Here is a 22208-nt window from a genome sequence, read left to right as displayed (position 1 = left end):
GCCCGCGCTCACCCCCGCCGCGCCACTAGTTCCGATACCGTCTGCGCGGCCTGCTGCAGCGGGCCGAGAAACTCCTTCACCATCTGCTTCGCGGTATGCCGCTGCGCGTTGCCGCTGATGTTCATCGCGGCGATGATCTGCCCGCGCCGGTTGCGGATCGGCGCGGACAGCGACATCAGCCCCACCTCGAGTTCCTGATCGACCACGGCCCAGCCCTGCTGGCGCACCTGCGCGATCGTCGCCTTCAGTTCGCCGATGTCGGTGATCGTGCGCGGCGTGTGCGCGCGGATGCCGCTCTGCGCGAGCGTTTCGTCGAGCGCCGCGTCGTCGAGCGCGGACAGCAGCACGCGGCCCATCGACGTGCAGTACGCGGGCAGCCGGCTGCCGATCGACAGGTTGATCGTCATGATCTTGCGGGTCGGCACGCGCAGCACGTAGACGATCTCGGTGCGGTCGAGTACCGCGGCCGAGCAGCTTTCGTGGATCTGTTCCGACAGTTGCTCCATCACCGGATCGGCGAGATTCCAGAACGGCATCGACGTCAGGTACGCGAAGCCGAGCTCGAGGATCTTCGGCGTGAGCCGGAACAGCCGGCCGTCGGCCTCGACGTAGCCGAGCGTCTGCAGCGTGAGCAGGATCCGGCGCGCGCCCGCGCGCGTGAGGCCGGTGGCCGACGCGACCTCGGTGAGCGTCTGCTCCGGGCGCGCCGCGTCGAACGCGCGGATCACCGCGAGGCCGCGCGCGAACGACTGTACATAGGAATCGCCGGGTTTCGTCTGAATATCGTCGGTTGTCATGAGGGCCTGGAATGTCGTGCAGCCGAGAAGATAGCGCATGGGGCCCGACACGCCAACCGCCCGGCGCGCCGCGCGCTTGACAGGGCATCCCCGCACTCCCTATGATGCGTTGAACGTTCGATACACGATCTTATGTTCGTATATAGAACATTTAAGCGCATCCCGGCGGGCAATGCAAGGGGCGCGCCCTGTTCATTTCCCAGCCTTTCACGGGACCGGAGACACTGATGACCGAAGCTTTTCTGTGTGATGCGATCCGTACGCCGATCGGGCGTTACGGCGGTGCACTGTCGGGCGTGCGCGCCGACGATCTGGGCGCGGTGCCGCTCAAGGCGCTCGTCGAGCGCAATCGCGACGTCGACTGGACGGCGATCGACGACGTGATCTACGGCTGCGCGAACCAGGCCGGCGAGGACAACCGCAACGTCGCGCGCATGTCGCTGCTGCTCGCGGGCCTGCCGCAGGGCGTGCCGGGTTCGACGATCAACCGCCTGTGCGGTTCGGGGATGGATGCGGTCGGCGTGGCCGCGCGTGCGATCAAGTCGGGCGAAGCCGCGCTGATGGTCGCGGGCGGCGTCGAGAGCATGACGCGCGCGCCGTTCGTGATGGGCAAGGCCGCGAGCGCGTTCGCGCGGCAGGCCGACATCCACGACACGACGATCGGCTGGCGCTTCGTCAATCCGTTGATGAAACAGCTGCACGGTGTCGATTCGATGCCGGAAACCGCCGAGAACGTCGCGGTCGACTACAACGTCAGCCGCGCGGATCAGGACCTGTTCGCGCTGCGCAGCCAGCAGAAGGCGGCGCGCGCGCAGCAGGACGGCACGCTGGCTGAAGAAATCGTGTCGGTCACGATTGCGCAGAAGAAGGGCGATCCGGTGGTCGTGTCGCGCGACGAGCATCCGCGCGAAACGTCGCTCGAAGCGCTCGCGAAGCTGAAGGGCGTCGTGCGCCCGGACGGCTCGGTCACGGCCGGCAACGCATCGGGCGTCAACGACGGCGCCGCCGCGCTGCTGCTGGCGAACGAGGTAACCGCGAAGCGCTTCGGCCTGACGCCGCGCGCCCGCGTGCTGGGGATCGCGACGGCCGGCGTCGCGCCGCGCGTGATGGGCATCGGCCCCGCGCCGGCCACGCAGAAGCTGCTCGCGCGGCTCGGGATGACGATCGACCAGTTCGACGTGATCGAACTGAACGAAGCGTTCGCGTCGCAGGGCCTCGCGGTGCTGCGCATGCTCGGCGTCGCCGACGACGATCCGCGCGTGAACCCGAACGGCGGCGCGATCGCGCTCGGCCATCCGCTCGGCGCATCGGGCGCGCGCCTCGTGACGACCGCGATGTACCAGCTGCATCGCACGAACGGCCGCTTCGCGCTGTGCACGATGTGCATCGGCGTCGGCCAGGGCATCGCGATCGCGATCGAACGCGTCTGACCGGCGCGATGCGGTGAAGCGGCCGCGTACGCGCCGCTCCACCGACGCGCTGTTTCCGCCATGACGGGCGGCACGAGTTGTCTCGTGCCGCCCGTCGTCGCTTTCGTCGTTAATCGGCCTGCGACAGTCGCGGCAGACGCGCCGCTATCCGCGTACCGGGCCGTCAGGTCGTCGGCCCTTCGAGGTGAATGTCCTCGGGCTCGAGCGCGTAAAGCTCGGGATCGGGCGCCGTGCTGACCGTGAAGCCGAGCCGCAGGTAGAAGTCGATCGTGCGCCGCGACGGCGTGGCCGACACATACAGGCGCTCGGCACCCATTGCACGTGCCTGCATCTGCGCCGCGCGATAGAGCTGTTCGCCGAGTCCGCAACCGCGCCAATCGAGGCTCACGTGCAGGAACTTCAACTGAAGCATGTCGCGCTGCGGGCCCAGCGGCCGGCTGTCGACGACGACGGCCGCGACGAGCCGCGTGCCGTCGAACCTGCCGAGAAACCAGCCGCCGCGGTCGTGGCAGTCGAGCAGGATCGGCGTGTAGTGATCGGCTTCGCCGTCGGGCCAGCCGGCCACGTCGTAGAACTCGGGCACGAGATGCAGCGCGCCGTCGCGCAGCACGTACAGGTGTTCGATGATTTCGCGCCGGTCGATGGTCCACACGAGCGGCACGTCGTCGCGGGCCAGCGGGCGGGCCGACAGCGCGTCGCGCTCGGCGGCGGTGCGGCGGGTCATGCTGCCACCCGGTGCGCGGCGATTGCGTACATCACCGGCAGGCGCGGCATGCCTTCGGGCGGCAGCATCCGGTGGCCGTCCGGTTCGTGTTCTTGCGGAAACCGCGCGGCGTCGCCGTTGCGGAGAAACGCGGCCTGATCGCCGGTATGGCTGTCATGCTCGACCGTCGTCGTATTCGAGGACAGCCGATTCACTTCATGCAATGCCTTTTTCATCAGAATTCGAATTCAGGTGGAATGGAGCAGGATAGGCCGATCGTTTCGCCACTTGCAACGGCCGCACGCATTGTCAAACCGTACGGCGCTCCGAGACAGACAAATAAACGAGCGTGGCGATTATCGCCGGATTATTTGATCGAAATCATGGCAATCGCCCGATTGCCTATTTTATGCGCATCGGGATTAAGGTTTTCCGGTGAATTGCCGACAGTAAGGACGAGAGTGTCGTAAAGCGATCAACCGTTTTTCGGCTACTGAGCGCGAATTCAGCGCGGCGCGGACGATAGATCCGCCTTTCGGAGCCTTGCATGCGCAACAACCAGCCCGTTACCCAACAGGAATTCGATTTTCCCGACGACGTCACGCTGATGTCGACGACCGATGCCGACAGCATCATCACTTACGCGAACACGACGTTCGCGCAGGTAAGCGGTTTCTCGAACGAGGAACTCGTCGGCCAGCCGCACAACGTGGTGCGTCACCCGGACATGCCGAAGGAAGCGTTCGCCGACATGTGGGCGACGCTTCAGGCCGGCGAGCCGTGGACTGCGCTCGTGAAGAACCGCCGCAAGAACGGCGACCACTACTGGGTGCGCGCGAACGCGATTCCGGTGATGCGCGACGGCGCGCCGCACGGCTACATGTCGGTGCGCACGAAGGCGCCGCACGACGAGCGCGAAGCCGCGGACGCGCTGTATCGCGCGTTTCGTGAAGGCAAGGCCGGCCGGCGCCGGTTCCACAAGGGGCTCGTGATCCGCACCGGGCTGCTGCGTGTCGCGTCGCTCGCGCAGACGATGTCGGTGCGTGCGCGCGTTCATTCGGCACTGTGCGTGCTGGCGCCGACGGTCGTCGGCGCTGGCTGGGCGGGCGGGTTGACCGGCGGCGGGCTCGCGGCGTTTGCCGGCGTGACGGCCGGCGTGGCGGCCGCGGCCGGCTGGTGGCTCGACGCGCAGATCGTGCAACCGCTGAAGCGGCTGCACGAGCAGGCGCTGAACGTCGCGACCGGTGAAAGCCGGCGCGGCCTGCGAATGAACCGTGTCGACGAGATCGGCATGACGCTGCGCACGATCAACCAGCTCGGGCTGATGTTTCGCTGGCTCGTCGACGACGTCAGCGAGCAGGTGCTGAACGTGCAGCGCGCGAGCAACGAGATCGCGCAGGGCAACAGCGACCTGAGCGCGCGTACCGAGCAGGCCGCATCGAGCGTGCAGCAGACGGCCGCGTCGATGGCCGAGATGACGGCCACCGTGTCGAGCAATGCGGAAACGGCGCTGCAGGCGAATCAGTTGTCGGTTTCCGCGAGCGAGGCGGCCGGGCGCGGCGGGCAGGCGGTGAGCGAAGTCGTCGCGACGATGAACGACATCACCGCCAGCTCGCGCAAGATCGCGGACATCATTGGCGTGATCGACGGCATCGCGTTCCAGACCAACATTCTCGCGCTGAACGCGGCCGTCGAGGCCGCACGCGCAGGCGAACAGGGGCGCGGCTTCGCGGTGGTGGCGGGCGAGGTGCGCGCGCTCGCGCAGCGCAGCGCGAACGCGGCGAAGGAGATCAAGACGCTGATCGGCGCGAGCGTCGAGCGCGTCGAATCGGGCGCGCGGATCGTCGACGGCGCGGGCAAGACGATGGAGGACATCGTCACGCAGGTGAAGCGCGTGTCGGATCTGATCGCGGAGATCAGTTCGTCGACGGCCGAGCAGAGCACGGGCGTCGCGCAGGTCGACCAGGCGGTCGTGCATCTGGACAACATCACGCAGCAGAACGCGGCGTTGGTCGAGCAGAGCACGGCGGCGTCGGAGAGCCTGAAGCAGCAGGCGACGCGGCTCGTGGATGCGGTGAACGTGTTCAGGTGACGGCGTAAAAGCGTGCGCGACGTGCGGGTTCGATCGATGAATCCGGCGTGTCGCGCACAGCGTTCATTCGGATTTTTGGATTGAATCGAATGGCGGAAAACGAGAAATATTCGTATTTCCGATTTTACCGGCGCACGTTGAATCAGACCGGATGCACGAGGTCGAATGATCAGACGAATCGCCGGCAAACCGTTGCCCGACAAGGCAATTCGTTTATCCATGAACATATTGTTCGGCAAAAACACGATGATGCATGTTTAATGCATATTTATCCGGATTCGGCATAATGTTTTCGCCGAATTTGCCGAAAGCGCAGGAGTCGACTTACACGCATGCGACTCGATCGTCATGCGCGGGGTCTCGAATCAATCGACGAGCGGACGCAAGATCCGCCACCCGGAGCTCCACACCATGCGCAACAACCAGCCCGTCACGCAACGCGAATTCGAATTTGCCGACGATGCGACGCTGATGTCGACGACCGATGCCGACAGCTACGTCACGTACGCGAACGCGGCATTCATTCAGGTCAGCGGCTTTTCTCCCGAGGAGATCGAAGGTCAGCCGCACAACGTGGTGCGGCATCCGGACATGCCGAAAGAGGCGTTCGCCGACATGTGGGCGACGCTCCAGGGCGGCGAGCCGTGGACCGCGCTCGTGAAGAACCGCCGCAAGAACGGCGATCACTACTGGGTGCGTGCGAACGCGATTCCGGTGATGCGCAACGGGCAGCCGAAAGGCTACATGTCGGTGCGCACGAAGGCGACGCGCGACGAGATCGCGGCCGCCGAGGCGCTGTATCGCGATTTCCGCGAAGGCAAGGCCGGCAGCCGCCGGTTCCACAAGGGATTGATCGTTCGCACGGGCGCACTGCGTGTGGCGTCGCTGTTCCAAACGATGTCGGTGCGAGCCCGGCTGGTATCGACGCTGTGCGTGCTGGCGCCGGCCGTCATCGGCGCCGGCTGGGCGGGCGGGTTGACCGGCGGGGCGCTCGCGGCATTTGCCGGTGCGGCGGTCGGCGTGACGGCGGCGGCCGGGCTGTGGCTCGACGCACAGATCGTGCGGCCGCTGCGGGAACTGCGCGACGAGGCGTTGCGCGTGGCGACCGGCGAAAGCCGCAGCGGCGTGCGGATGAACCGCGTCGACGAGATCGGCATGACGCTGCGCACGATCAACCAGCTCGGGCTGATGTTCCGCTGGCTCGTCGACGACGTCAGCGAGCAGGTGCTGAACGTGCAGCGCGCGAGCAACGAGATCGCGCAGGGCAACAACGACCTGAGCGCACGTACCGAGCAGGCGTCGACGAGCGTGCAGCAGACGGCCGCGTCGATGGCCGAGATGACGGCCACCGTGTCGAGCAATGCGGAGACGGCGCTGCAGGCGAATCAATTGTCGGTTTCCGCGAGCGAGGCGGCCGGGCGCGGCGGGCAGGCGGTGAGCGAAGTCGTCGCGACGATGAACGACATCACCGCCAGCTCGCGCAAGATCGCGGACATCATCGGCGTGATCGACGGCATCGCGTTCCAGACCAACATTCTCGCGCTGAACGCAGCCGTCGAGGCCGCGCGGGCGGGCGATCAGGGGCGCGGCTTCGCGGTGGTGGCGGGCGAAGTACGGGCGCTCGCGCAGCGCAGCGCGAACGCGGCGAAGGAGATCAAGACGCTGATCGGTGCGAGCGTCGAGCGTGTCGAATCGGGCGCGCGGATCGTCGACGGCGCGGGCAAGACGATGGAGGACATCGTCACGCAGGTGAAGCGCGTGTCGGATCTGATCGCGGAGATCAGTTCGTCGACGGCCGAGCAGAGCACGGGCGTCGCGCAGGTCGACCAGGCGGTCGTGCACCTGGACAACATCACGCAGCAGAACGCGGCGCTCGTCGAGCAGAGCACGGCGGCGTCGGAAAGCCTGAAGCAGCAGGCGACGCGTTTGGTGGAGGCGGTGAACGTATTCCGCTGATCGCGGAACGAGAGGAAGGGTGACGCGGGCGCGACGGAGAGGGGTACCGGCCCGCGTCGGGCCGCCCGGTTCCGGCCGGGCGGCCAGGGCCTGTCGCCGAAAGCGGCAGGCCCCGAACCGTCAGACGGCGAGGCAGAGGTACTTGATCACGACGTAGTCGTCGATGCCGTAGTGCGAGCCTTCGCGGCCGAGGCCCGATTGCTTGACGCCGCCGAACGGCGCGACTTCGTTCGAGATCAGGCCCGTGTTCACGCCGACCATCCCGTATTCGAGCGCCTCGGCCACCTTCCACACGCGGCCGATGTCGCGGCTGTAGAAGTAGGCGGCGAGGCCGAACTCGGTGTCGTTCGCGAGACGGATCACCTCGTCGTCGCTGCCGAACTTGAACAGCGGCGCGAGCGGCCCGAACGTCTCTTCCTTCGCGACCTTCATCGCCGGCGTGACGCCCGTCAGCACGGTCGGCTCGAAGAAGCCGTGGCCGAGCGCGTGGCGCTTGCCGCCCGTCACGACGGTCGCGCCCTTCGCGAGCGCGTCCTCGATGTGCGCCTCGACCTTCAGCACGGCGGCTTCGTTGATCAGCGGGCCCTGCGTGACGCCCGGCTCCGTGCCGCGGCCGACCTTCAACTGGCCGACGGCCGCCGCGAGCTTCTGCGCGAACTGGTCGTACACGGCTTCGTGCACGTAGAAGCGGTTCGTGCACACGCACGTCTGGCCGCTGTTGCGGTACTTCGACGCGATCGCGCCCTGCACGGCCGCATCGAGATCGGCGTCGTCGAACACGATGAACGGCGCGTTGCCGCCGAGTTCCAGCGACACCTTCTTGACCGTCGCCGCGCATTGCGACATCAGCAGGCGGCCGACCGGCGTCGAGCCGGTGAACGACAGCTTGCGCACGATCGGGTTCGACGTCAGCTCGCCGCCGATCGCCTTCGGATCGCCCGTGACGACGCTGAACACGCCGGCCGGCACGCCCGCGCGCTCGGCCAGCACGGCCATCGCGAGCGCGGAGAACGGCGTCGCCTCGGCCGGCTTCACGACGATCGGGCAGCCCGCGGCGAGCGCCGGGCCGACCTTGCGCGTGATCATCGCCGCCGGGAAGTTCCACGGCGTGATCGCCGCGCATACGCCGATCGCTTCCTTCGTCACGACGATGCGCTTGTCGCTCGCCGGCGTCGGGATCGTGTCGCCGTACACGCGCTTGCCTTCTTCCGCGAACCACTCGAGGAACGACGCCGCGTAGGCGATCTCGCCCTTCGCTTCGGCCAGCGACTTGCCTTGCTCGGTGGTCAGGATCAGCGCGAGGTCGTCGGCGTTTTCCATCATCAGGTCGTGCCACTTGCGCAGGATCGTCGCGCGTTCCTTCGCGGTCTTCTTGCGCCACGCCGGCCATGCGGCGTTCGCGGCCTCGATCGCATGACGCGTCTCGGCCGTGCCCATCGCCGGCACGGTGCCGAGCAGGCCGCCCGTCGCCGGATTGCGGACGTCGAACGACTCGCCGGTCGCCGCGTGTTGCCATTCGCCATTGATGTACGCCTGCTGGCGGAACAGCGACGGATCTTTCAGTGCCAGGGTTTCCTGAACGGTGCTCATGTGAATCGCCTGCTTCGAAAAAGGACGGATAAGGACCGATGAAAACGGCCGCCGCCGTCTTCACGACGGCGGCGGCGCATTCAGTTGACGTGGACGGGCACTCAGGCCGGCACGCCGACCGTTTCCTTCAGCACTTCCTCGAGGATCGCGAGCGCTTCGTCGAACACGGCTTGCGGGATCGTCAGCGGGAACAGGAAGCGCACGACGTTCGAGTACACGCCGCACACGAGCAGCAGCAGGCCGCGCTCGAGCGCACGCGTCTGCACGCGCTTCGTGAATTCGGCATCCGGCTCGCCCGAACCCGGCTTCAGGAATTCGACCGCGATCATCGCGCCCGGGCCGCGCACGTCGGCGATCTGCGGCACGTCGGCCTGCAGCGCATTCAGCTTCGCCTTCAGCACGTCGCCGAGCTGCGTCGCGCGCTCGCACAGCTTCTCTTCGTCGATGATTTCGAGCACCGCGTGCGCCGATGCGACGGCCAGCGGGTTGCCCGCGTACGTGCCGCCGAGGCCGCCGGGCGCCGCTGCGTCCATCACGTCCGCACGGCCCACGACGCCCGACAGCGGCATGCCGCCGGCGAGGCTCTTCGCCATCGTGATCAGGTCGGCCAGCACGTCGTAGTGCTGCATCGCAAACAGCTTGCCGGTGCGTGCGAAGCCCGTCTGCACTTCATCGGCGATCAGCAGGATGCCGTGTTCGTTACAGATCTTGCGCAGCGCGCGCACGAATTCGGCCGGCGCCGGGTTGAAGCCGCCTTCGCCCTGGACCGGTTCGAAGATGATCGCGGCGACACGCTTCGGATCGATGTCGGCCTTGAACAGCATCTCGATCGCCTTGATCGAGTCGGCGGTCGTCACGCCGTGCACGGCGTTCGGGTACGGCGCGTGGAACACGTCGCCCGGGAACGGGCCGAAGTTCAGCTTGTACGGCGCGACCTTGCCGGTCAGCGCCATGCCCATCATCGTGCGGCCGTGGAAGCCGCCCGAGAATGCGATCACGCCCGGACGGCCGGTCGCCGCACGCGCGATCTTGATCGCGTTCTCGACGGCTTCGGCGCCGGTCGTGAAGAACGCGGTCTTCTTCGGGAAGTCGCCCGGCGCGCGTGCGTTGATCTTCTCCGCCAGCTCGACGTACGACGCGTACGGGACGATCTGGTAAGCGGTGTGCGTGAAGTTGTTCAACTGATCCGCGATCGCCTTGACGATCTTCGGGTGGCGGTGGCCCGTGTTCAGCACCGCGATGCCGGCGGCGAAATCGATGAAGCGGCGGCCTTCGACATCCCACAGCTCCGCGTTCTCGGCGCGGGCTGCGTAGAAATCGCACATCACGCCGACGCCGCGCGGGGTGGCGGCGTTCTTGCGGGCCTGCAGATCGGCATTCTTCACGGTCATCTCCTTGATGTTCTTCCCGGTGAGTAGAAAATCGGCCGCCTTGGCGGCCCATGGAGGCGACTATAATCACATTTGGCTCCGGCAATCAGAGCCATTTCAATAAATATTCAGGAGCCAATCATGCGCGCGAGCGTGTTGTCGGACTGGCTGGCGCAGCGCCTCGTGCGCGGCGGCGAACAGCCGATCTACCGGCAGCTTCACCGGCTGCTGCAACAGGCGATCCTGTCGCGCGAACTGCCGGCCGGCACGCGCGTGCCGTCGTCGCGGCTGCTGGCCGCCGAGCTCGGGATCGCGCGCAACACGGTCACGCAGGTTTACGAACAGCTTGCGCTCGAAGGCTACGTGAACTCGGCGACGGGCCGCGGCACGTTCGTCGCCGACAGCGCGCCCGACGAGATCGTCGGCGCGCCGGCCGATCCGGCTGGCGGGCCGGCGGTCGTGCCTTCGTCCACGCGGCGGCTGTCTACGCGCGGCACGCGGCTCGTCGAGGGCGCCGGCGTGTCGAAGCGCCAGGGCGGCGCGTTCATGCCGGGCGTGCCCGATGTGTCGCGATTTCCGGCGCGTGTCTGGACGCGGCTGCACAACAAGTACTGGCGGCGCCTGCGCCCGGACCTGCTGACCTACGCACCCGGCGGCGGGCTCGCGCTGCTGCGCGAGGCGCTGGCCGACTACCTGCGCACGTCGCGCTCGGTGCGCTGCACGCCCGAGCAGATCGTGATCACGACTGGTATCCACCAGTCGATCGATCTCGCGGTGCGCTTGCTGACCGACCCGGGCGACGCGATCTGGACCGAGGATCCGTGCTACTGGGGCGTGCGCAGCGTGCTGAACGTGTCGGGGCTGACCACGCGGCCGATCCCGGTCGACGACGAAGGCATCGCGCCGTCGGCCGCCGATCTCGCCGAGCCGCCGAAGCTGATGCTCGTCACGCCGTCGCACCAGTATCCGCTCGGGATGGTGATGAGCCTCGCGCGGCGGCGGATGCTGCTCGAATACGCGCGCCAGCACGGCTGCTGGATCATCGAGGACGACTACGACAGCGAATTCCGCTACGGCAGCCGGCCGCTCGCGTCGCTGCAGGGGCTCGACACGGCCGGGCAGGTGATCTACGTCGGCAGTTTCGGCAAGACGCTGTTCCCGGGGCTGCGGGTCGGCTATCTGGTCGCGCCGGAGCCGCTCGCGGAAAGTTTCGCGACCGCGAGCGCCGAGCTGTATCGCGAAGGGCAGTTGCTGCAGCAGGCCGTGCTCGCCGAATTCATCGCGGAAGGGCATTTCGTGTCGCATATCCGCAAGATGCGCACGCTGTACGGGCAACGCCGCGAGGTGCTGCTCGACGCGGTCGCGCGCCGCTATGGCGATACGCTGCACGCGCTGGGCAGCGACGCGGGGCTGCATCTCGTCACGCAATTGCCGGCGGGCGTCGACGATCGCGCGGTCGCGCAGGCCGCGCTCGAACGCAACATCGTCGTGCGGCCGCTGTCCGGGTATTACGCGGATCGTTTGCGGGCTGCATCGGGGTTGCTGCTCGGCTATGCGTGCGTGCCGGAAGACGAGATCGCGACCGCGTTCGCGACGCTGGCCGAGGCGATCGACGAGCGGGCGTTCGGCGGGGCCGTGGCGCTGGCTTGACGCGTGAGCACGGCAATATCGGCTCGTTGCGATTCCGTCAAAGACCGACCGAAGCGCAATACGCTCCGCAACGCGGAGAGCGTACCGGGCGCGCTCGCGCGGAATTGTCGATAATAGAACGTTGTTATTCACCGGATGCCGACGATGACCGAAGCCACCCAAGCCCCGCCCGCCGTTCCGCGCCTCACGAGCCTGTCGCACGGCGGCGGCTGCGGCTGCAAGATCGCGCCGGGCGTGCTGTCCGAACTGCTCAAGCGCGCGACGCCGCCCGCGCTGTTCCCCGATCTGCTGGTCGGCACCGAGACGTCCGACGACGCGGCCGTCTACCGGCTCAACGACGAGCAGGCGATCGTCGCGACCACCGATTTCTTCATGCCGATCGTCGACGATCCGTTCGACTTCGGCCGCATCGCGGCCACCAACGCGCTGTCCGACGTTTATGCGATGGGCGGCAAGCCGATTCTCGCGCTCGCGCTGGTCGGCATGCCGATCAACGTGCTGCCGCACGAAACGATCGCGGCCGTGCTGCGCGGCGGCGAATCGGTATGCGCGGAGGCCGGCATTCCGGTCGCGGGCGGCCATTCGATCGATTCGGTCGAGCCGATCTACGGGCTCGCGGCGATCGGCGTCGTGCATCCGTCGCGCGTGAAGCGCAACGCGGCCACGCGCGCGGGCGACGTGCTCGTGCTCGGCAAGCCGCTCGGCGTCGGCGTGCTGTCGGCCGCGCTGAAGAAGAACCAGCTCGATGCCGCGGGTTACGCGCAGATGGTTGCGACCACCACCAAGCTGAACCGGCCGGGCGCCGAACTCGCCGCGCTGTCGGGCGTGCATGCGCTGACCGACGTCACGGGCTTCGGGCTGCTCGGCCATACGCTCGAACTGGCGCGCGGCGCGCGGCTCACCGCGCGCGTGCACTATGCGTCGCTGCCGTGGCTCGCGGGCGTCGAGACGTTCGTCGCCGACGGCGTGTTCACCGGTGCGTCGGGCCGCAACTGGGCCGCGTACGGCACCGATGTGCGGCTCGCCGACGCGCTGCCGCCCGTCGCGCAGGCGCTACTGACCGATCCGCAGACGTCGGGCGGGCTGCTGGTCGCATGCGCGCCGGAAGCGGTCGACGACGTGCTCGCGTGCTTCCGTGCCGACGGTTTCGACCGCGCGGCGGTGATCGGCGAGATGGTGGACGGGCCCGCACGCGTCGACGTCGCCTGACGCCGGATTCACACGCCGCATCGTTTCGACGTCGCCGGAATCGACGCTTTCCATCGACGACCGATGAACGACTTCCTGTTCGGGCTGACGATCGCGCTGTCGGTCGGGCCCGTCGCACTGATGATCGCGCACTACGGCATGCGCGCCGGTACGGCGACCGGCGTGCGCGCGGCGCTCGGAGTGGCCGCTGCCGACGGCTGCTATGCGGTCGTCGCGTTCACGATCGGCGCGCTGCTCGCGGGCACGCTGGCGTCGTATCTGTCGGTGTTCCGCAGGGTCGGTGCGTTCGTGCTGCTCGCGATGGGCGCGCGGATGCTGTGGCAGGCGCTGCGTGAGCGGCGCCGCACGCTCGACGGCAGCGTACCGACGCCGCCGGCCGATCGCCCGTTCATGTCGATGTTCTTCGTCACGCTCGCGAATCCGCTGACCATCCTGCTGTTCTACGGCTATGCGACCGCTGCCGCCGGTGCGCACCGGCACTGGCTGCTCGGCGCGGCGTGCGTGTTCGCGGGCAGTCTCGCCGGGCAGCTCGTGTTCGCGTTCGGCGGCAGCGCGATCGGGCGCTTCGTGAAGTCGCCGGGATGGCTCGCCGCGAGCCATGTGGTCGCCGCACTCGTCGTGCTCGGATATGGCGTCGCGGGGCTGTTGCGCGTGTAGCGCGCCGAGAAGCGGCCGACGTCGCGGTTGGCGGCAAACAAGATAGCATTCCTGACGTTTGCAGGGCCGCGACGAGTGGGCAATTTCCCGTCGCGCAACACGCATCCGTTCGCACGAAACACGGCCCGCCGTTTCGTAGTCGGGTTCCGCATCGCGCACGCCCGTTCTATACTCCCTCGCGCAGTCTCCGACAGCCGTTCTCATCCAACATCACTGATACAAGGAACGCCGATGCTGACTCGCTCCATCCTTTCAGCCGCTGCATTCTCGCTCGCGGCCTGCGCGACCGCGCCGTCGATCGCGCAGGACAACCAGGGCAACAACGCGGGCAACGCCGCATTCGCCGAGACCGGCGCACAGGGCCGCCCGGTCAAGGTCATGATCATCACGATGTTCGGTCCGGAAGGCCAGGCGTGGCTCGACCGGCTCGGCCCGTGGCGCGACATTACCGTGCCCGGCCTGTCGCCCGACTATCCGGCCGTCCACTGCAACAAGCAGGACGTGTGCGTGGTCACGACCGGCATGGGCTATGCGAACGCGTCGGCGACGATCATGGCGCTCACGTTCTCGCAGCGCTTCGACCTGCGCCGCACGTATTTCCTGGTTTCGGGCATCGCGGGCGTCGACCCCGCGCAAGGCACGGTCGGCTCGGCCGCGTGGTCGAAATACCTCGTCGATTTCAGCCTGCAGTGGGAGCTCGATGCGCGCGAGATTCCGGCCGGGTGGAACACCGGTTTTCTCGGCATCAACACGAAGAGCCCGAACGACAAGCCGCCGCTCGACTATCGCACCGAAGTATTCCAGCTCAACCCGCAGTTGACCGACGCCGCATACGCGCTGTCGCGCAACGTCGTGCTCGCGGACAGCGCACAGGCGCAGGCCGCGCGCGCGAAGTTCACGTACGCGCCGGCCAACCGGCCGCCGACGGTGATCCAGTGCGATACGTCATCGGGCAACACGTGGTTCTCGGGCACGCTGATCGGCGAGCGCGCGCGCCAGTGGACCAAGATCCTCACGGACGGCAAGGGCACGTACTGCATGACCGCGCAGGAAGACAACGCAACGTACGAAGCGCTCAAGCGCGCGGCGAGCGTGAAGCGGGTCGACCTGTCGCGCGTCGCCGTGCTGCGCACGGGGTCCGATTTCGACCGGCCGTACGCGGGACAGACGAGCGCGGACAACCTGCTGAACTACGCGGACCAGGGCGGCTTTGCGCCGGCGACCGAAAACCTGTACCGCGCGGGCAATCCGCTCGTGCAGGACATCGTCACGCACTGGGGCGAATGGCGTGATGGAGTGCCGCGCCGTTGATCGCCGCAGGACGGTATCGGCGACACGTCGCCGCGAGCGTCAATGCGATTGCGACCCGGAGCGGAACGGCGTCCACACCGGCGTGGTGTCGTCCCAGTGATCGAGCGGCGAAGGAAGTTGATCGTTCATCATGTGCTCCTGCAACTCACTGACTCAGCGAGTCGTCGACGAGGTGGTTCGAGACACCGCGCGCGGGGCAACCCGCTGCGCGGCCTCGCGCGGTTACCGGCCCCCGCCGGCGAGCTGGTTGCTTTCCGGCATCGGGCGATAGGCGCCTTGTGCGAGCTCGAGCCCTTGCGGGTACGACGTTGCCTTGCGCAGGTACGCGAGCGTGCCGTCCTTGCGTGCCTGCACGACCTCGGCGCTCACTTCGGCGCGCGTGCGCGGGCCGTTGTGCTGCGAATACCACGACGTGTTGCCGTAGTCGCCGGCGTGCGGCGTACCCGAATCGGCGAAGGCCGGTGCGGACACGGCAAGCGTGAGAGCAAGGGCCGAGAGAAGATGGCGGCGGTTCATGGCGTCACTCCTAAGATGTCGGAGCGGGCGCTTGAGCGCTTACTCCGGTCCCGCCAGGCGGGATCTGTTCGATGCGCAACGAGGTGCGCGACAGGGTTTACTCTAGGTGTCCGTTCCGTCGCGATAAATGCGGCTCGCACGAATTGAATTGTCGCGAGACTGGAACAATCGGAATCCGTACGTGCGGTGGGGGAATGCGGAAACGGCCCGCAGCCCCGTGGCGCCGGCGTCGCAGGGGCGGCGGCGAGGAGGCGCCACGACGCACACGGCCGATTGCCGCGGGTTGCGCAAAGGCTTACTGCGGATTCGGGAAGGATCGGGGCGCCGCGCTTGGAGAGGGTGCCCAGGCGGCGCGCAGGCGGGACGACGTGCGGGCGCCGCGGCCCGCACGCGCGGTTCAGACGATTACGCGACCCACTCGTTGATGACCGGCGTATCGAGCGCCGGCGCGCGTTCGGCTTCCTCGAACGTGCGCTTGCTGCACGTCGCGTCGAGGCTGCCCTTGCCGCTGAGCAGCGGGCAGCGGTCGAACACTTCGGCCACCCAGTCGACGAACACGCGCACCTTCGGCGACAGATGGCGGCTGTGCGGATACACGACCGAGATCGGCATCGGCAGCGGCTTGACGCCGGGCAGCACTTCCTTGAGCCGGCCCTCGCGCAGGTGCGGCAGCACCATGAAGAGCGGCGGCTGGATCAGCCCGAAGCCTTCGATACCGCAGGTCACGTACGCATCCGCGTCGTTTACCGACACGATGCCCTCCATCTTCATCTCGACTTCCTTGCCGTCGATCAGGAAGGTCCAGTCGATCGTGCGGCCGGTGCGGCTCGAGAAGTAGTTGACGGCCTTGTGCTGGCTCAGGTCGTCGATCGTCTGCGGCTCGCCGTTGCGCTCGAGATAGTCGGGCGACGCGACGGTCACGCATTCGAACAGGCCGACGCGGCGCGCGACGAGCGACGAATCCTGCAGCGCACCGACGCGGATCACGCAGTCGACGCCTTCCTGCAGCAGGTCGACCGGCCGGTCGGACAGGCCGAGCTGCAGGTCGATGTCCGGATAGCGCGTATGAAATTCGCACAGCGACGGAATCACGAGCAGCCGACCGATCGAGCCCGGCATGTCGATACGCAACTTTCCGTGCGGCTTCCGGTTGTTGGCCTGGAAGCTCGCTTCGGTTTCCTCGACGTCCGCGAGGATCCGCACGCACCGTTCGTAGTACGCGGCGCCGTCCGGCGTGAGCGACAGCCGGCGCGTGGTCCGGTGCATCAGCCGCACGCCGAGGAAGGCTTCGAGATTCTGGATGATCGTCGTGACGGACGCTCGCGGCAGGCCGAGCGTTTCTGCTGCCTTGGTGAAGCTGCTTGTATCGACGACGCGAGTAAACACCTGCATGGCCTGAAGCCGGTCCATCACAACCTCCGCAATCTAATGAGCCCGCGAACAACAAGGCTGCGCTACCTCATGGGTAAACGCAGCCTCGGATTGTTCGGGGGCGTTGAATTGTGTTGCCGGATTATAGGCATTTATCCCAATGTCTGCCGGACTCAGAATTCGTTCCATCTCGAAATGGATGCCGCATCGTCATGGACGCTTCTGAATTCAGCAAATTCCTGAAAGCCGCGCTGCCCGCGCAAGCCACAGCGGGCGGGGCGCTGACGGTTGCCGAAGTCGAAATTCCCGGCTACGCACAGGACATCGTGCTGCGCCTCTACCGCCGTCCGGACAAGACCGGGTTGCCAGTAGTGCTTTATTTCCACGGCGGCGGCTTCGTTCGCGGTTCGCTCGAAGACGCGGATTTCGCCGCGCGTTTTTTAGCAGAACGCTTACCAGCTCTCGTAGTGTCGGTCGACTATTCGCTCGCGCCGGCCTTTCCTTTTCCGGCCGCGCCGGAGGATGCGTATCGCGCCGCCGTGTGGGCCGCGACGCGCGCCCGCGCGTTCGGCGGCAACCCGAAGAAGATCGGGGTCGCGGGGCACGATGCGGGCGGCCAGCTCGCGAACTGCCTCGCCTTCATCGCCCGCGACCGCGGCGAGGTGTCGATCGCCGCGCAGGCGCTGTTCGGGCCGATGCTCGACCCGAGCATGACGCGCATCGGCGACGCCGAGCGCCTCGCGTCCGACATCACCGCGCGCGAATGCGCGGCCTGCTATCGCGCATACCTGCCGCAGGCGGCGCAGCGCATGCACCCGTACGCGGCGCCGATCGAATCGGTGCGCCTCGCGGGGCTGCCGCCGACGCTCGTCGTCACCGCGCAGAACGACGTGCTGCACGTCGAGGCGGAGAAATATGCGGGCTGCCTGATTTCGTCGGGCGTGCTCACGCAGGTGATCCGCTATCCGGACATCACGCACGCCGCGCTCGCCACGCACGAAGCCGCGTTCGAGGAAGCCGTGCGCTTCTTCCAGTGCCGTTTCCAGGCGCGCCAGCCGAACCGTTCCGAATAACCAGACCAATCCACGCTTACCGGAGATCCACATGGCCATCCTACGCACCACCCGTTCCCGAATCGCGACCGCGGCGATCGTCACGCTCGCCGTCGTCGGCCTCGGCACGTTCGGCGCGATGCGCGTGAACGCGAACGCGCCCGAGAAAGCGGCGGCGCCGCTGCCCGAAGTCGACGTCGCGACCGTCGTGCCGCAGACCGTCACCGACTGGCAAAGCTATTCGGGCCGCCTCGAGGCGGTCGAGAAAGTCGACGTGCGCCCGCAGGTGTCGGGCACGATCGTCGCGGTGAATTTCAAGGACGGCGCGCTCGTGAAAAAGGGCGACGTGCTGTTCGTGATCGACCCGCGCCCGTACCAGGCGGAAGTCGATCGCGCCGCCGCGCAGCTCGCGGCCGCGCAGGCGCGCAACGGCTACGCGCAGACCGACTGGCAGCGCGCGCAGCGGCTGATCGGCGACAACGCGATCGCGAAGCGCGACTACGACGAGAAGCAGAACGCGGCGCGCGAAGCGAGCGCGAACCTGAAGGCCGCCGAAGCCGCGCTGGAAACGGCGCGCATCAACCTCGGCTACACGCGCATCACGGCGCCGGTATCGGGCCGCGTGTCGCGTGCGGAAATCACGCTCGGCAACGTCGTGTCGGCCGGTGCGTCGGCCGCGCCGCTGACGACGCTGGTGTCGGTGTCGCCGATCTACGCGTCGTTCGACGCGGACGAGCAGACCTACCTGCAATACATCAACGGCGCGCGCAACGGCCGCAAGGTGCCGGTCGAGCTCGGCCTCGCGAACGAAACCGGCTACTCGCGCAGCGGCGAGATCGACTCGGTCGACAACCGGCTCGACACGTCGTCGGGCACGATCCGCGTGCGTGCACGCTTCGACAACGCGGACGGCACGCTCGTCCCGGGCCTCTACGCGCGCGTGAAGGTCGGCGGCAGCGCGCCGCACGAGGCGCTGCTCGTCGACGATGCCGCGATCAACACCGATCAGGACAAGAAGTTCGTCTTCGTCGTCGATCAGCAAGGCCGCGTGTCGTACCGCGAAGTGCAACCGGGAATGCAGCACGGCAACCGGCGCGTGATCGTGAGCGGGCTCGCGGCCGGCGATCGCGTGATCGTGAACGGCACGCAGCGCGTGCGCCCCGGCGAGCAGGTGAAGCCGCACATGGTCCCGATGACGGGCGGCGACGAGCCGTCCGCGCCGCTCGCGGGTACCGCGAAGCCGGCCGCACCGGCGAAGGCGGATTCGTAAGCGGCACGCCGCTTCGCATCCGCGTTCAACCAGACAGAGCAACCCATGAACATTTCCAAATTCTTTATCGACCGGCCGATCTTCGCAGGAGTCCTATCGGTGATCATCCTGCTCGGCGGGGTGATCGCGATGTTCCTGCTGCCGATTTCGGAATATCCGGAGGTCGTGCCGCCTTCCGTGATCGTGAAGGCGCAGTACCCGGGCGCGAACCCGAAGGTGATCGCCGAGACGGTCGCGTCGCCGCTTGAAGAGCAGATCAACGGCGTCGAGGACATGCTCTACATGCAGTCGCAGGCGAACAGCGACGGCAACATGACGATCACCGTCACGTTCAAGCTCGGCACCGATCCGGACAAGGCCACGCAGCTCGTGCAGAACCGCGTGAACCAGGCGCTGCCGCGCTTGCCGGAAGACGTGCAGCGGCTCGGCATCACCACGGTGAAGAGCTCGCCGACGCTGACGATGGTGGTCCACCTGATCTCGCCGGACAACCGCTACGACATGACCTACCTGCGCAACTACGCGCTGATCAACGTGAAGGATCGCCTGTCGCGGATCCAGGGCGTCGGTCAGGTGCAGCTGTGGGGTTCGGGCGACTACGCGATGCGCGTGTGGCTCGATCCGCAGAAGGTCGCGCAGCGCGGGCTGTCGGCCGAGGACGTCGTGCAGGCGATCCGCGAGCAGAACGTGCAGGTCGCGGCCGGCGTGATCGGCGCGTCGCCGTCGCTGCCCGGCACGCCGTTGCAACTGTCGGTGAACGCGCGCGGCCGTCTGCAGACGGAAGACGAGTTCGGCGACATCGTCGTGAAGACGACGCCGGACGGCGGCGTCACGCACCTGCGCGACATCGCGCGAATCCAGCTCGACGCGTCCGAATACGGGCTGCGCTCGCTGCTCGACAACAAGCCGGCCGTCGCGATGGCGATCAACCAGTCGCCGGGCGCGAACTCGCTGCAGATCTCGGACGAGGTGCGCAAGACGATGGCCGAGCTGAAGCAGGACATGCCGGCCGGCGTCGACTACAAGATCGTCTATGACCCGACGCAGTTCGTGCGTTCGTCGATCAAGGCCGTCGTGCACACGCTGCTCGAAGCGATCGCGCTGGTCGTGATCGTCGTGATCGTGTTCCTGCAGACCTGGCGCGCGTCGCTGATTCCGCTGATCGCGGTGCCGGTGTCGATCATCGGCACGTTCTCGCTGCTGCTGGCGTTCGGGTATTCGATCAACGCGTTGTCGCTGTTCGGGATGGTGCTCGCGATCGGGATCGTGGTCGACGATGCGATCGTCGTCGTCGAGAACGTCGAGCGCAACATCGAGGGCGGGATGAACGCGCGGCAGGCGACCTACAAGGCGATGCAGGAAGTGAGCGGGCCGATCATCGCGATCGCGCTGACGCTCGTCGCCGTGTTCGTGCCGCTCGCGTTCATGTCGGGCCTGACCGGCCAGTTCTACAAGCAGTTCGCGATGACCATCGCGATCTCGACGGTGATCTCGGCGTTCAACTCGCTGACGCTGTCGCCGGCGCTGTCCGCGATCCTGCTGAAGGGGCACGGCGACAAGGAAGACTGGCTCACGCGCGTGATGAACCGCGTGCTCGGCGGCTTCTTCCGCCGCTTCAACAAGGTGTTCCATCGCGGCGCGGAGAACTACGGCCGCGGCGTGCGCGGCGTGCTGTCGCGCAAGACGCTGATGCTCGGCGTGTACCTCGTGCTGGTGGGCGCGACCGTGCTCGTGTCGAAGGTCGTGCCGGGCGGCTTCGTGCCCGCGCAGGACAAGGAATACCTGATCGCGTTCGCGCAGTTGCCGAACGGTGCATCGCTCGACCGCACCGAGAAGGTGATCCGCGACATGGGTTCGATCGCGCTGAAGCAGCCGGGCGTCGAGAGCGCGGTCGCGTTCCCGGGGCTGTCGGTGAACGGCTTCACGAACAGCTCGAGTGCGGGCATCGTGTTCGTCACGCTCAAGCCGTTCTCGGAGCGGCACGGCAAGGCGTTGTCGGCCGGCGCGATCGCGGGTGCGCTGAACCAGCAGTACAGCGCGATGAAGGACTCGTTCGTCGCGGTGTTCCCGCCGCCGCCGGTGCTCGGCCTCGGCACGCTCGGCGGGTTCAAGATGCAGATCGAGGATCGCGGCGCGGTGGGCTACGCGAAGCTGTCGGATGCGACCAACGACTTCATCAAGCGCGCGCAGCAGGCGCCTGAACTCGGCCCGCTGTTCACGAGCTACCAGATCAACGTGCCGCAGCTCAACGTCGATCTCGACCGCGTGAAGGCGAAGCAGCTCGGCGTGCCGGTGACCGACGTGTTCAACACGATGCAGGTGTATCTCGGTTCGCTGTACGTGAACGACTTCAACCGCTTCGGGCGCGTGTACCAGGTGCGCGTGCAGGCCGATGCGCCGTTCCGCCAGCGCGCGGACGACATCCTGCAGTTGAAGACGCGCAACGACAAGGGCGAAATGGTGCCGCTGTCGTCGCTCGTGACGGTGACGCCGACCTTCGGCCCGGAAATGGTCGTGCGTTACAACGGCTACACGGCGGCCGACATCAACGGCGGCCCGGCGCCGGGCTTCTCGTCGGGCCAGGCGCAGGCCGCGGTCGAGCGCATCGCGCACGAGACGCTGCCGCGCGGCGTGCGCTTCGAGTGGACCGACCTCACGTATCAGCAGATCCTTGCGGGCGATTCGGCGATGTATGTGTTCCCGATCAGCGTGCTGCTCGTGTTCCTCGTGCTCGCCGCGCTGTATGAAAGCCTGACGCTGCCGCTCGCGGTGATCCTGATCGTGCCGATGAGCATTCTGTCGGCGCTGACGGGCGTGTGGCTCACGCAGGGCGACAACAACATCTTCACGCAGATCGGCCTGATGGTGCTGGTGGGGCTGTCGGCGAAGAACGCGATCCTGATCGTCGAATTCGCGCGCGAGCTCGAACACGACGGCAGGACGCCGCTCGAGGCCGCGATCGAGGCGAGCCGGCTGCGGCTGCGCCCGATCCTGATGACGTCGATCGCCTTCATCATGGGTGTGGTGCCGCTCGTCACGTCGACCGGCGCCGGTTCGGAAATGCGCCATGCGATGGGTGTCGCGGTGTTCTTCGGGATGCTCGGCGTGACGCTGTTCGGGCTGATGCTGACGCCGGTGTTCTACGTCGTGCTGCGTACGCTCGCGGGCGGCAAGATCCACGTCGCCGGCAAGGATTCGGCGGGGTACGGCGTGCCGGCGCCCGATGCTTGAGGA

17 protein-coding genes are annotated in these 22208 nt (G+C 67.3%); 10 read left to right on the top strand and 7 right to left on the bottom strand.

The genetic code is table 11. The features are described from left to right. Positions 1 to 8: 8 nt before the first annotated feature. The gene (locus tag KPB06_RS00335; protein ID WP_059582012.1) at positions 9 to 797 is read right to left on the bottom strand and encodes an IclR family transcriptional regulator; all 789 of its coding nucleotides are present in this window, start codon (positions 795 to 797) and stop codon (positions 9 to 11) included. A gap of 227 nt (positions 798 to 1024) precedes the next feature. On the opposite strand from KPB06_RS00335, the gene pcaF reads away from it, so the two are divergent. Further along, positions 1025 to 2227 carry a 3-oxoadipyl-CoA thiolase gene (gene pcaF / locus KPB06_RS00330; protein ID WP_099317975.1) on the top strand — a complete coding sequence of 401 codons (1203 nt, stop codon included), beginning with the start codon at positions 1025 to 1027 and terminating at the stop codon, positions 2225 to 2227. A 163-nt stretch (positions 2228 to 2390) separates the two neighbouring features. Here pcaF and KPB06_RS00325 read toward each other — a convergent pair whose 3' ends face one another. After that, positions 2391 to 2951 (bottom strand): GNAT family N-acetyltransferase, encoded by a 561-nt coding sequence (locus KPB06_RS00325; RefSeq protein ID WP_104013321.1) that lies wholly within the window; start codon positions 2949 to 2951, stop codon positions 2391 to 2393. Then, positions 2948 to 3166 (bottom strand): hypothetical protein, encoded by a 219-nt coding sequence (locus tag KPB06_RS00320; protein ID WP_059582021.1) that lies wholly within the window; start codon positions 3164 to 3166, stop codon positions 2948 to 2950. The genes KPB06_RS00325 and KPB06_RS00320 overlap by 4 nt, the downstream gene beginning before the upstream one ends. Positions 3167 to 3477: 311 nt before the next feature. On the opposite strand from KPB06_RS00320, the gene KPB06_RS00315 reads away from it, so the two are divergent. Both KPB06_RS00315 and KPB06_RS00310 read left to right on the top strand, forming a co-directional pair. After that, a complete protein-coding gene (locus tag KPB06_RS00315) occupies positions 3478 to 5022 on the top strand; it encodes a methyl-accepting chemotaxis protein (protein WP_275905255.1) in 1545 nt (514 codons plus the stop codon). Between the two features lie 411 nt (positions 5023 to 5433). Next, positions 5434 to 6978 carry a methyl-accepting chemotaxis protein gene (locus tag KPB06_RS00310; RefSeq protein ID WP_059582210.1) on the top strand — a complete coding sequence of 515 codons (1545 nt, stop codon included), beginning with the start codon at positions 5434 to 5436 and terminating at the stop codon, positions 6976 to 6978. Between the two features lie 120 nt (positions 6979 to 7098). Here KPB06_RS00310 and gabD read toward each other — a convergent pair whose 3' ends face one another. Continuing rightward, positions 7099 to 8568, bottom strand: a complete 1470-nt coding sequence (gabD, locus tag KPB06_RS00305; RefSeq protein ID WP_059582028.1) for an NADP-dependent succinate-semialdehyde dehydrogenase — start codon at positions 8566 to 8568, stop codon at positions 7099 to 7101. 101 nt (positions 8569 to 8669) lie between these two features. Beyond that, a complete protein-coding gene (locus KPB06_RS00300) occupies positions 8670 to 9953 on the bottom strand; it encodes a 4-aminobutyrate--2-oxoglutarate transaminase (RefSeq protein ID WP_059582213.1) in 1284 nt (427 codons plus the stop codon). A 126-nt stretch (positions 9954 to 10079) separates the two neighbouring features. Between KPB06_RS00300 and pdxR the strand changes: the two genes are divergently transcribed. The 4 genes from pdxR (at position 10080) to KPB06_RS00280 (ending at position 14765) form a co-directional block, all read left to right on the top strand. Then, positions 10080 to 11588, top strand: a complete 1509-nt coding sequence (gene pdxR, locus KPB06_RS00295) for a MocR-like pyridoxine biosynthesis transcription factor PdxR (protein WP_059582032.1) — start codon at positions 10080 to 10082, stop codon at positions 11586 to 11588. Between the two features lie 144 nt (positions 11589 to 11732). Then, the gene (gene selD, locus KPB06_RS00290; protein ID WP_081066414.1) at positions 11733 to 12797 is read left to right on the top strand and encodes a selenide, water dikinase SelD; all 1065 of its coding nucleotides are present in this window, start codon (positions 11733 to 11735) and stop codon (positions 12795 to 12797) included. Positions 12798 to 12860: 63 nt separating this feature from the next. Then, positions 12861 to 13454: a LysE family translocator gene (locus KPB06_RS00285; protein WP_059582036.1), complete on the top strand. Its 594-nt coding sequence runs from the start codon at positions 12861 to 12863 to the stop codon at positions 13452 to 13454. Between the two features lie 231 nt (positions 13455 to 13685). Then, positions 13686 to 14765, top strand: coding sequence for a purine-nucleoside phosphorylase (locus KPB06_RS00280; RefSeq protein ID WP_059582041.1), 1080 nt, complete (start codon positions 13686 to 13688; stop codon positions 14763 to 14765). Positions 14766 to 14987: 222 nt separating this feature from the next. On the opposite strand, the gene KPB06_RS00275 is transcribed toward KPB06_RS00280, so the two are convergent. Both KPB06_RS00275 and ceoR read right to left on the bottom strand, forming a co-directional pair. After that, complete coding sequence (locus KPB06_RS00275) at positions 14988 to 15281, bottom strand: DUF4148 domain-containing protein (RefSeq protein WP_059582042.1); 294 nt, start codon at positions 15279 to 15281, stop codon at positions 14988 to 14990. Between the two features lie 405 nt (positions 15282 to 15686). Next, complete coding sequence (ceoR, locus tag KPB06_RS00270; RefSeq protein ID WP_059582046.1) at positions 15687 to 16691, bottom strand: putative multidrug efflux transcriptional regulator CeoR; 1005 nt, start codon at positions 16689 to 16691, stop codon at positions 15687 to 15689. A gap of 173 nt (positions 16692 to 16864) precedes the next feature. Here ceoR and KPB06_RS00265 point away from each other — a divergent pair, with 173 nt between their 5' ends. From KPB06_RS00265 to ceoB, 3 genes are read left to right on the top strand one after another with little or no spacing between them, the layout of a single operon-like run. After that, positions 16865 to 17725, top strand: coding sequence for an alpha/beta hydrolase (locus KPB06_RS00265; protein WP_059582049.1), 861 nt, complete (start codon positions 16865 to 16867; stop codon positions 17723 to 17725). A 31-nt stretch (positions 17726 to 17756) separates the two neighbouring features. Continuing rightward, entirely contained in the window at positions 17757 to 18974 is a 1218-nt protein-coding gene (ceoA, locus tag KPB06_RS00260; protein WP_059582051.1) for a multidrug efflux RND transporter periplasmic adaptor subunit CeoA, read from the top strand. 45 nt (positions 18975 to 19019) lie between these two features. Next, on the top strand, positions 19020 to 22205 hold the full coding sequence (gene ceoB, locus KPB06_RS00255; RefSeq protein ID WP_059582054.1) for a multidrug efflux RND transporter permease subunit CeoB: 3186 nt from the start codon (positions 19020 to 19022) through the stop codon (positions 22203 to 22205). Positions 22206 to 22208 lie beyond the last annotated feature (3 nt).

The sequence above is a fragment of the Burkholderia semiarida genome, from assembly GCF_029268935.1.
GTDB classification, from domain to species: Bacteria; Pseudomonadota; Gammaproteobacteria; order Burkholderiales; family Burkholderiaceae; genus Burkholderia; species Burkholderia semiarida.
Note: the sequence above shows the minus strand (reverse complement) of the source record. Positions and strands in the feature narration are given on the sequence as shown.

Coding starts and splice junctions, on each gene's coding strand:
- KPB06_RS00335 (WP_059582012.1), bottom strand. CDS start 797: ATGACAACCGACGATATTCAGACGAAACCCGGCGATTCCTATGTACAG.
- pcaF (WP_099317975.1), top strand. CDS start 1,025: ATGACCGAAGCTTTTCTGTGTGATGCGATCCGTACGCCGATCGGGCGT.
- KPB06_RS00325 (WP_104013321.1), bottom strand. CDS start 2,951: ATGACCCGCCGCACCGCCGCCGAGCGCGACGCGCTGTCGGCCCGCCCG.
- KPB06_RS00320 (WP_059582021.1), bottom strand. CDS start 3,166: ATGAAAAAGGCATTGCATGAAGTGAATCGGCTGTCCTCGAATACGACG.
- KPB06_RS00315 (WP_275905255.1), top strand. CDS start 3,478: ATGCGCAACAACCAGCCCGTTACCCAACAGGAATTCGATTTTCCCGAC.
- KPB06_RS00310 (WP_059582210.1), top strand. CDS start 5,434: ATGCGCAACAACCAGCCCGTCACGCAACGCGAATTCGAATTTGCCGAC.
- gabD (WP_059582028.1), bottom strand. CDS start 8,568: ATGAGCACCGTTCAGGAAACCCTGGCACTGAAAGATCCGTCGCTGTTC.
- pdxR (WP_059582032.1), top strand. CDS start 10,080: ATGCGCGCGAGCGTGTTGTCGGACTGGCTGGCGCAGCGCCTCGTGCGC.
- selD (WP_081066414.1), top strand. CDS start 11,733: ATGACCGAAGCCACCCAAGCCCCGCCCGCCGTTCCGCGCCTCACGAGC.
- KPB06_RS00285 (WP_059582036.1), top strand. CDS start 12,861: ATGAACGACTTCCTGTTCGGGCTGACGATCGCGCTGTCGGTCGGGCCC.
- KPB06_RS00280 (WP_059582041.1), top strand. CDS start 13,686: ATGCTGACTCGCTCCATCCTTTCAGCCGCTGCATTCTCGCTCGCGGCC.
- KPB06_RS00275 (WP_059582042.1), bottom strand. CDS start 15,281: ATGAACCGCCGCCATCTTCTCTCGGCCCTTGCTCTCACGCTTGCCGTG.
- ceoR (WP_059582046.1), bottom strand. CDS start 16,691: ATGGACCGGCTTCAGGCCATGCAGGTGTTTACTCGCGTCGTCGATACA.
- KPB06_RS00265 (WP_059582049.1), top strand. CDS start 16,865: ATGGACGCTTCTGAATTCAGCAAATTCCTGAAAGCCGCGCTGCCCGCG.
- ceoA (WP_059582051.1), top strand. CDS start 17,757: ATGGCCATCCTACGCACCACCCGTTCCCGAATCGCGACCGCGGCGATC.
- ceoB (WP_059582054.1), top strand. CDS start 19,020: ATGAACATTTCCAAATTCTTTATCGACCGGCCGATCTTCGCAGGAGTC.